This window comes from Martinezella lusitana (assembly GCF_014207095.1).
Classification (GTDB): Bacteria; Pseudomonadota; Alphaproteobacteria; order Rhizobiales; family Rhizobiaceae; genus Rhizobium; species Rhizobium lusitanum_B.
The window spans coordinates 227986-237241 of the sequence record NZ_JACHBG010000007.1; the positions used below are offsets into that span (position 1 = coordinate 227986).

The window sequence follows — 9256 nt, forward strand, 5'->3', positions numbered from 1 at the left end:
CTACGCCATTGGGACTAGGCCGATGCCCGCAGGGTCAATTGTCAAGCAGGAGGGTAGCTGGCAGCCTTTGAGCAAAGCATGGAAGCGTTGAGGGATCCAGGATATGTTATCAACTGTTGACGGCGTTGCCCATCGCGAGCGACCGCGTCTCGACCTCAAGCAGGCCGAGCGCCTGGGCCGCTCCAAACGCCTTGTCGACCTTCTTCTCTCCGGTGCAGGCCTGTTGCTTCTGGCACCGGCGTTGCTCGTCATCGCCATCGCATTGCTTCTGGTTGATGGCCGCCCCATTATTTATCGCCATACACGCGTCGGTCGCGACGGCCGCCTCTTCGAGTGCCTGAAGTTCCGCACAATGCGCAAGGATGCCGATCAGCAGTTGACGGAGCTGCTTGCGCGCGACGACACGCGAAAATCCGAGTGGCTATCGACGCAGAAATTGACCAACGATCCTCGCGTCCACTGGCTGGGAAAATATCTGCGCATGAGCAGCGCCGACGAATTGCCGCAACTGTTTAACGTTCAGCGCGGCGAGATGAGCATGGTGGGGCCGCGGCCCGTTGTCGTCTCGGAACTCGATCGCTATGGCCCCAACCTTTATTGCTATCTCGGGCTGCGGCCGGGCATTACCGGCCTCTGGCAAGTCAGCCGCTGCGCCGACACCACCTATGAGGAACGCGTTCAGTTCGACGTCGACTATTTCCACAGTCGCTCGCTGCGCACTGACTTTAAAATTCTCGTCAGAACCATTGGCGTCGTGCTGTTTGCACGTAACGAAAAAGAACGCCTTACCAAATGAGAAGCGCAGCCATGACAAACCACACGGCAAGGCTGAAGATCACCAGAGCCCAGCGCAGCAGATATTTCTGGTTTGATTTGCCTGATGGGCTTGGGCGGATGCGATCATGGTCGTCTTCGTTCATAAGCGGCTCTGCATGGTCTTTCATGACAATTACCGGCAAGCCCTTCTTCCTCTATCCAGAAATTCAATCTTGTCTTGGTATCCAGGATAACAATTACTCGGAAAAAAAATTGTTTAACTCCGGTTTCCGTCGCCGGCGGGCAGCGTTTCATTGCACGCAATCATGTCCTGAATGGGAACGCTATGCATTTTATCTGGTGCAAGGCTTGAGGCGATTGGGCGGTTACATGCCGTCTACGCAGGAATTACTTCAACCAATAGGGGCGAAAATTGGATCTTACGCGCAACAGCATCCAATGATGATATGCCGATGAGCAGTTTCTCGTTTCCTCCAAGACATGCCGGTCGGGTCGGTCTGCGCAATTGGTTCCGTGCCCGTATGCCGGCGATCATCGGTGACGGGGCGTCGACGCTCGTTTCGAAAATTGTCTCGCAAGTCGTGCAACTTCTCATTTTTCTCGTCGCTGCGCGCATGTTGGAATCCGCTGAGTTTGGCCTGTACGCATTCAGTTCCGCTATCGTGGTCATGCTTGTCGTCATTGCCGAAGGCGGATGGGGCGAGTTCGTCATGAAGGCCGAATGCACCGAACGGGAACTCGATCAGGTCGGCACGATCTCGATCATTGCCGGCATGATGGTCACTCTGCTCGGATCACTCTGCGCCATGACTGCATGGGTCTTTTTCAACCGGCCGCACGAAGCGCTCCTCCTCGCCCTTTTCAGCAGCTGGTTTTTGCCGTCATCGCTCTATGCCGTTTACGACGGGTTGCTGGTTGCCCGCGGCCTGTTGCGGAAACAGGCAGCGATCCGTATTGTCAGCGAAATCGCCGGCCTATGCGTCACGGTGTTGGGCCTATGGCTCGGATGGCATGTATTTTCACTCGTGGCGGGGCGACTTGTGTCGCAACTCGTCTCTCTCGGCGGCTCTGTGGTCGTGCTGTCCTGGTATCCAAGACTATATCTGACCTGGCCTTTCGCGCGTGAGATCCTTGAATTTTCAAGCCATATCCTGTCCAATCGGCTCATCCTTTTTCTTCGCTCCTACTCTGGAACGCTCGCAATCGGCAGCTTCCTTGGTCTTGCCGAGGCCGGCTATTACCGCGTCGCAGAGCGCATCGTCGCGGCCTTTTCCGAGCTTATCGGCGAGCCGGCGCGGATGCTTGCCTGGACGCTGTTTCGCCGATCGGCGATCGTGATGGGACCGGATGGGCGGGCGGCTCGGGATGCCGGCCCCTCTGCGACCGTCTTCATGATGGTTCTCATCACAGTCTCCACACCCATCTATCTCGGTCTTTCGTTGGTATCGTCGAACCTGGTGGATATCGTGCTCGGCGATAAATGGGCACCCGCCGCGGTGCTCGTCGTGATCCTGTCCATGAAGCAGGTCCTCCTGATGCCTGGTTACGTGACCGAGGCACTGCTATCCCTGTCGGGCAATATCAAGCGCATGCCCCCCACGCTTTTTCTCAATGCGGTGGTTTCCGTTTCGCTCATCTTGCTTCTCGCACCGTTTGGCGTCGTGGCCGCCGCCTGGGGCCAATGTCTGGCCGCCATGGTTTCCTTCGCAACCTCGATGCATCTGCAGCAACGCTATGGCGCGCTTCGCTGGGGGCGCGTCCTTCGCAAGAGTGGCTATGTCGCGATCGCCGTCGCGTTGATGGCGGCAGCCGTTTATGGGCTCGGCTATTTCGCAGGATCGCTCAGCATGCAGCGCGCACTGACGGTCATGCTGCAGGTCGTCTCCGGCGGTGCGATCTACGTCTGTACGCTTCTTGCCCTGGAGAGGATGATCGGAGATGCGGCCTCTGTTCTATCGCTCCGGCGATAATGACGGCGATTGGCTTCGGCGATCTCAAAACGAGCCCACAGCGGCTCCATGAGACGCTGAATGGTTTCGGAAACAGATTGGGGGATGCAACATGGCGGCGTCATTATGGTTCGGTTCCTCCTGGCCAGCTCAAGCGCGCTCTATCGCGAAGGGAGCGGTGCGGACGGTCGGTCACGGTCTTGCACCCCTGCACCTGGCGCGCGGACGGCTGAGCTATCTTCTTCCTTTCCCGCGGCGCTTCACCGGCGCGTATCCCTCCTATGACGCGGCCATGGCGGCGGCGCGACGGCGGACGCTCGCCGGCTATGATCACGACGAGATCGCAACCGTCGCCTTCGGTAAGATGTGCGAGGTGGCGCCATGGGATTATCCAGTGTTGTTCTGGATCCGCAATTTGCTGCCCAGCATCGATGGTTTGGTCGATGCCGGCGGACATATGGGCACGAAATATCGCGCCTTTCGTTCGCTCTTGCCTCTCGGCGTCTCGTTTCAGTGGGTTGTTTATGATCTACCGGCGATCGTTCGCGCCGGTCAGAGCCTGGCTGAAAAGGAGGGCCTGGCGCATCTGAAGTTTGTCGACCGGATCGAAGACGCCGGCAGGATGCCGCTGTTTCTCGGATCAGGACTGATGCAATATCTCGATATGCCGCTGTCTCGGCTCCTCCAGCAAATGCCGTCACTTCCTCAACACCTGATCCTGAACAAGGTCGCGCTCCGTAAGGGCGACAACATCGTCACCCTTGAGCGAATTGGCAGGTCATACGTGCCTTATCACATGCGTAACGAGGCCGACTTCATCGCAGACATTACAAGGCTCGGATACAAGCAGATTGATCGCTGGACGATTCCCTCCCTGTCGCATACGATCGACACCCATCCCGAGATGGGCCGCAGTGAAAGTGCTGGCTTCTATTTCCAACTCGGCTAAAGCGCCTCGCCGTTGTTGCGGGAGATTCCTAACAGTTTAGCGCGACGGGCTTTAACCTTGATGGAATGAGAGGTCCGATTCACTCACCCGCACGTTGTACGGCCGCACACTTTGATGGCGCTCTTTAAGATGATCGGCGAGCCGGATCGCCAAGGCGAGCAGCATCAATGTCGGATTGGCATGGCCCGGCGTCGGAAAGACGGAGCTGCCCGCAATGAACAAGCCATCCACGCCATGCACCATGGCATTGGCGTCGACGACGCTGGTGCGGGGGGCAGTGCCCATACGGGTGGTGCATGAAGGGTGGGCCATATCCATGAATGTCGCGTCGCTATCCGCATCTGCGATGATCCAGTCCGGCAGTTGCGGTGTCGGCAGGCCGACCCGCGCGAATTCATCCGAGATTATCAGTGCAAGCCGTTTGACGCTGGCAATTTCGGGCGTTCCAATCTTCCAATTGATACGTGCCAGAGGTTGGCCAAACCGATCACGCCGCTGCGAAAGCGTGATGCGACTTTCCGAATTGAGTTGCTGTTCAGCCATGACGTCAAAACGCAGTTCCGTCGAGCGATGCGGCAGGCCGCGTTTCCGTACCAGGCGATCATAAAGGCCGCAGGCGACCATATCCGTCGATCTTGCGACCGTCAGCAGGTCGCCCTTGAGCGTCGTGCCCACCCCCTTGGTCAAGCGCTTGAGCGCGGCCCAGGGGTCATTCTGGGCGTGGATCTGAACCGGGTAGGCGGCACAGTTGGTGAGACTTTCCTGCCTCTGTATGTCCGGGCTCAACGACAATCCCCTGAGGTAGAAATGCGTGCGTCCTGTATGCTTTAGGCCATAAAAATTGAAGTGCCGCGCGATCATGTCGATATCCGAACCGGTAAAGCGGCAGAGGGACGTGCGTGGATGATCGCAGAGATAGCGCCCCACGACATCATGATCATTGCCGACACCCGCCGGCAGGACGGCATTCGATGCGAGCAGGAGACGCGCGTTTTCGATGCCGCCGCCGCAAAGAACGATCGTATCGGCATGGACGGTCGCCGACCGGCCGATCGAGCTTGCGAGGTCGAGCGAGGTTACTCTGCGGCCCTGGCCCGTCACATTGATCTGGGTGACCGTGGCATGCGTCAGAAAATCTACGTTCGAAGCCGTGATGTCGAACGCAAGGCGGCTAAACCGGGTCGGCTCGGCTCGCGGATAGCGCATATGACTGAACTGCCAGAAGAATGGCCGCAGCAACTGCCGATCAAGCCTGAGATCGTCCGGGCTCGTATGCAGCAGAGCAAGCAGGCTTTCGTCATAGCGATTGGGTCCGAGATTGAGGATTTCGCCCGCGCGTTCGAGCATCGGCAGCAATTGCTTGCGCTCGAGCGGCCAACCCGAGAGCTGGAGCCAGGGCCTGAGGGTGAAATCGGTTTCGTCGAATGCCGCGCACTTACCGATCCAGGTATGGCTGCTGCCGCCAAGCATACGATTTCTGAGTTCAAAGGCAGGGATATCGTTTAGCCAGGCCAACGCCCCGTCATAGCCTCGTCCTTGCGCCGCCGTGGCCGCCTGAATGAGCGGCTCGCCAACATTTTCGACGGTGTTGAGCGATTGAATTTCGGCTTCGTATTCGCAGCCGCCGCTTTCGATGACGAGAATGCGGATTGCCGTACCGGCAAACTCGCGCGCGATCGCAATGCCCGCCGGTCCGCCGCCGACAATGGCAATATCGGCATATATTTCAATGCCATGTGGCATGGATCTCAAATCGCGCTTCGTCATGCTAGCTTTCCCTTCGGCCTTGCCATTTTTTTAGCAGCATCACGGGCGCGCGGATAATTGTTCGATTGGCATAGGCGCGGGCGACATCTACCGATTTCGGATAGGTGCACTGTTCGGATCCGACCTCTTTTCAGTCGGAAGGCCATGCTGAAAATGCGGTGATCACAAGCTAGGCTCTTCGACAAATGAGACGTTTCCTGGGGAGCTGGAGAAGATGGCCAAGGTGGGGTTACGGGAGTGGATGGCGCTGGCGCCAGTGTTTGCCTCCGGAAAGTTGGCACGCTACAGCGACGAGAGCGGTGGTCCGCTCGCGCGGTTTGAAGCCGATTTCTGCACCAAATTTGGCGTGCAGCACGCCCTGACCATGAGCAGCGGAACAGGAGCATTGATCTCCGCTCTGGTTGCAGCCGGTGTCGGACCAGGAGATGAAGTGCTGGTGCCCGCCTACACATGGATCGCGACGGCCGCCGCTCCCTTGGCGGCAGGTGCCGTGCCCGTGCTCGTCGACATCGACCACACGCTCACCATGGATCCGCAGGACATATTGCGTAAGATAACGCCACAAACGAAGGCGATCATTCCCGTCCATATGTCGAACATGGTGTGCGACATGGACAGCATCATGCGCATCGCACGCGAAAGCAATCTGATTGTCATCGAGGATGCCTGCCAGGCAGTCGGACTGCGCTACAAGACCCGACGCGTCGGTACGATAGGCGATTTTGGAGCATTCAGCTTCAATCAGTTCAAGAACATAAATTGCGGGGAAGGAGGGGCCGTCGTGACCGATGACGCACGGTTGTTTGCCCGTGCGCGGATGTATCATGACATCGGCTCCATGTTCCGCGGTCATCACGACAATGCCAGCGAGCCTCCGATGCTGGGCGTGAATTTCAAGGCGAACCAGATCCAGGGGGCAATCTTGAATGTACAGCTGAAGAAGCTCGATCCGATGATCGCACGCATGCGCGAGCGTTATAACGTGATGCGTGAGATCTTTGCTAAAAACACGCGGCTTACGGTCGGCCCCCATAATGATGTCGGCAATGCGGCGGGATTTCACGTCATCTTCGAAACGTCGGAAGAGGCGAAGAGATTTGCCGAGGAGAGCAAGCGCGGCGTCTATCGGCTCTTCGATTCCAGTCGCCATGTCTACACCAATTGGCAGCCGATCCTACAGCAACGCACCGGCCATCCGGCGATGAATCCGTTTCTTTGGACGGATCGAAAGATCGACTATGCGCCCGAGACATGCGCGCAGACGCTGGACATCTTGAAGCGCACCTGCCGTATCAGCCTCGGGGAGAACTACCCCGTGGCGCTGGTTGCCTATCTGGCCCGCCGCATGTCGAAACAGGCCAAGTCCATTCCCACCAACCTTTTTTACGCAACGATCTGACATGGAGACCACCGGCCCAGACGTCATCGATGTCTGGAGTTGGCGGTTGGACGTTCCGCCACCCGATCTCGACATGCCCGTTGCACTCTTGTCTCCCGACGAATGTGCGCGGGCAGGCCGGTTTGCTCATGACCGCGACATGCACCGTTTTATCATCGCCAGAAGCAGGATGCGATTGATCCTGGCCCGGTATCTCGGGCTTGCACCGCAGTCGATTTGCTTCAGTTATAATGAGAGCGGAAAGCCGTCCGTTTCGGGCTCCGGCATTTCACCGGTTCATTTCAACCTCACCCACAGTGCGGACCTGGCCATGCTCGCAGTTTCCGACTGCTACACGCTCGGTATCGATATTGAGGAGGTCCGTTTCCTGAAGGAGGACATCGCCAAATGGTTCTTTTCCCGCAGGGAGTGCGAAACGCTTCGCTCGTTGCCGGCGGAAGCTTATCTTGACGGGTTCTATCGTTGTTGGACGCGCAAAGAGGCATTTGTGAAGGCGCAAGGCAGCGGGCTGTCATTGCCGCTCGATAGTTTCGATATGGTCTTCGACAGATCGAACATATCGCGGTTGGATCGTTTTGAAGGTCATCCCGACGCACCCAGGAACTGGGCGGTTCTCGAGCTTGTCGTGCCGGTCAACTTCGCCGGCGCAGTCGTTGCCTCCACTGGCGGACATCAGGTCGAGCTGCGCTATCGTGACACGATCTAGAGCAATTCCAGTAAAAGTGCGCAGCGGTTTTGCGTCTGGAATTGCGCAAAAACAAAGAGATAGAGCATTTCTGCGACTCCGTTTTAGGTGGAAATGCTCTAGATCAGATGGTCAGTCTTGCATCGAGAACATAGCGTCCGCCGGTTTCGTCGAAATGGTGACAGCCGAGCAAGCCGGACTTGAAGGAGGGCGTAATCGTGCGGATGCACCGCTCGCGGTACTCGCTATGCGAGAGCGTCTCGATCTCCATAATATTCAATCCATAGCCATATATGCCGTTCGCATTTCGCTGCGAGGGGCGCAGGAGCCTTCCGCCTCGCGCGAAGATCCGCCCAGCGCCTCGAGCCACCGTGCTACCGATGACGACGGGATTGTGCTTGTGTGGCCTGATGCCGGTCAACGCCGGGCCGTCGACCTCGAACAGGTAGAGTTCGCTGCAATGGTCCTCGTAAGCATGGAAGTCCGACAGATTGGTGAATAGCCACCATTTGCCGTCATGCTGGATGAGGACGCTGTCGGCCGGCGATTGTCCCTCGAATGCGGTCGCATAGAGCTCCCATTTCAAAGGAAACTGACAGCAACGCCAGACCTCCAGTCGTCGGGCCTGATGCGTTTCCGGTATCATGAAGATCTGGTCGCCGTCGCGAAATATATAGGGGTAGGAAAGATGATAGGGTCGCTCCAGCGCAACGCCGACCGGCTGCACCAGATCTCCGTTGAAATGCCCGACGGCGATATGTGCCTTGCGGTCGCCACGGGCATAGGCCTCGTAGAACAGATAGCATTCGTTCTCATGCTGAAAGAGGAATGGATCGGCCTTGATGCTACTACTGGATGGAGGGATCTCGGTTGCCTTACTCGGGTCGAAATCAGAGATTTCGCCTTGGCCAGTGTAAAGGGTCCAGAGCGCGGAATCGGCTCTGAGCTTTGCTCTGATCGACCTATACGCCCTGACCGAGATCGAGCCGGCGACGATGGAACCGTAGCGCAGGAGATCGCCAAGTGACGGCATCTGTCGTTCGGAAGGATCAACCAAAGCGGTTGGCGGCAATTGTCTGCTGTCCGCTATCCGCGTCAGTTCGCGCATTACGAGTGTAACGCTTCGCTCCCGCACGAAGGCACCCAATCGCGCTGCGCTGGGCTTAATGTTGAAGGACGCGCGTGTGATCTCCGATTTTTCATTTCTGTTGCCACATTTAGCATAAAGGATCAGATCGGCCGTCGGGTCATGAGCAAGAACTTCGGCATAGCCAAACCAATCCACGTTTGCCGATCGTTGATCGGAGAAATTGAATGCCCATTCGCCGAATGGCAATGCCGCAATAGCATCGCCGGACAGGCCCTTGGGAACCGTGCGGATGACGAGGTCGACCTTCAGGCGCCGCAATGTGTCCGCGGAAATATCGTCGATTGCGTGTGTCGCATCGCCAGCGGCATCATAGCGCTCGATGAAATGGTGCCGGCTATCGAATTGCTTCGGCGCATAGGCGGGTTGACGGGCAAAAGCCTTCGCTTCCAATCGTGCACTCCACCTTAGCAGATTCGATGGCTTGGTGTCGCAGAACGGAGCCGGATGGGTAAAGACTGCGGCCAGCTCCAGCCGTGGCGCTGCCAGAATTCGATCGAGGATCATCAGCTCCCAATTCTGAAGCCTATGTCCGCGCGCGACAAGAATGCCGACCCTCAACGGTTTGCTTGTGTTCATCGCC

At 57.6% G+C, this 9256-nt stretch carries 8 protein-coding genes; 6 read left to right on the forward strand and 2 right to left on the reverse strand.

The window, feature by feature from the left end:
• Window positions 1-103 precede the first annotated feature (103 nt).
• The 4 genes from GGD46_RS17250 to GGD46_RS17265 all read left to right on the forward strand — a co-directional run bounded on the left by GGD46_RS17250 (window position 104) and on the right by GGD46_RS17265 (window position 3675).
• Window positions 104-796 (forward strand): sugar transferase, encoded by a 693-nt coding sequence (locus tag GGD46_RS17250; protein WP_184706019.1) that lies wholly within the window; start codon window positions 104-106, stop codon window positions 794-796.
• Between the two features lie 11 nt (window positions 797-807).
• Window positions 808-1233, forward strand: a complete 426-nt coding sequence (locus GGD46_RS33810; RefSeq protein WP_246806353.1) for a hypothetical protein — start codon at window positions 808-810, stop codon at window positions 1231-1233.
• Window positions 1230-2747: an oligosaccharide flippase family protein gene (locus GGD46_RS17260; protein WP_246806354.1), complete on the forward strand. Its 1518-nt coding sequence runs from the start codon at window positions 1230-1232 to the stop codon at window positions 2745-2747. The genes GGD46_RS33810 and GGD46_RS17260 overlap by 4 nt, the downstream gene beginning before the upstream one ends.
• Before the next feature lie 91 nt (window positions 2748-2838).
• Complete coding sequence (locus tag GGD46_RS17265) at window positions 2839-3675, forward strand: methyltransferase, TIGR04325 family (protein ID WP_184706025.1); 837 nt, start codon at window positions 2839-2841, stop codon at window positions 3673-3675.
• A 51-nt stretch (window positions 3676-3726) separates the two neighbouring features.
• On the opposite strand, the gene GGD46_RS17270 is transcribed toward GGD46_RS17265, so the two are convergent.
• Window positions 3727-5442 carry a GMC oxidoreductase gene (locus GGD46_RS17270; protein WP_184706027.1) on the reverse strand — a complete coding sequence of 572 codons (1716 nt, stop codon included), beginning with the start codon at window positions 5440-5442 and terminating at the stop codon, window positions 3727-3729.
• A gap of 214 nt (window positions 5443-5656) precedes the next feature.
• Here GGD46_RS17270 and GGD46_RS17275 point away from each other — a divergent pair, with 214 nt between their 5' ends.
• Both GGD46_RS17275 and GGD46_RS17280 read left to right on the forward strand, forming a co-directional pair.
• Window positions 5657-6841: a DegT/DnrJ/EryC1/StrS aminotransferase family protein gene (locus GGD46_RS17275; protein WP_184706029.1), complete on the forward strand. Its 1185-nt coding sequence runs from the start codon at window positions 5657-5659 to the stop codon at window positions 6839-6841.
• Window position 6842: 1 nt separating this feature from the next.
• Entirely contained in the window at window positions 6843-7547 is a 705-nt protein-coding gene (locus GGD46_RS17280) for a 4'-phosphopantetheinyl transferase superfamily protein (RefSeq protein WP_184706031.1), read from the forward strand.
• A gap of 103 nt (window positions 7548-7650) precedes the next feature.
• On the opposite strand, the gene GGD46_RS17285 is transcribed toward GGD46_RS17280, so the two are convergent.
• On the reverse strand, window positions 7651-9252 hold the full coding sequence (locus GGD46_RS17285; protein WP_184706033.1) for a hypothetical protein: 1602 nt from the start codon (window positions 9250-9252) through the stop codon (window positions 7651-7653).
• Window positions 9253-9256 lie beyond the last annotated feature (4 nt).

What these genes read in the sequence shown, in the direction of transcription:
- GGD46_RS17265 (WP_184706025.1), top strand. Translation starts at nt 2,839, where the DNA reads ATGGCGGCGTCATTATGGTTCGGTTCCTCCTGGCCAGCTCAAGCGCGC.
- GGD46_RS17285 (WP_184706033.1), bottom strand. Translation starts at nt 9,252, where the DNA reads ATGAACACAAGCAAACCGTTGAGGGTCGGCATTCTTGTCGCGCGCGGA.
- GGD46_RS17280 (WP_184706031.1), top strand. Translation starts at nt 6,843, where the DNA reads ATGGAGACCACCGGCCCAGACGTCATCGATGTCTGGAGTTGGCGGTTG.
- GGD46_RS17250 (WP_184706019.1), top strand. Translation starts at nt 104, where the DNA reads ATGTTATCAACTGTTGACGGCGTTGCCCATCGCGAGCGACCGCGTCTC.
- GGD46_RS17275 (WP_184706029.1), top strand. Translation starts at nt 5,657, where the DNA reads ATGGCCAAGGTGGGGTTACGGGAGTGGATGGCGCTGGCGCCAGTGTTT.
- GGD46_RS17260 (WP_246806354.1), top strand. Translation starts at nt 1,230, where the DNA reads ATGAGCAGTTTCTCGTTTCCTCCAAGACATGCCGGTCGGGTCGGTCTG.
- GGD46_RS33810 (WP_246806353.1), top strand. Translation starts at nt 808, where the DNA reads ATGACAAACCACACGGCAAGGCTGAAGATCACCAGAGCCCAGCGCAGC.
- GGD46_RS17270 (WP_184706027.1), bottom strand. Translation starts at nt 5,442, where the DNA reads ATGACGAAGCGCGATTTGAGATCCATGCCACATGGCATTGAAATATAT.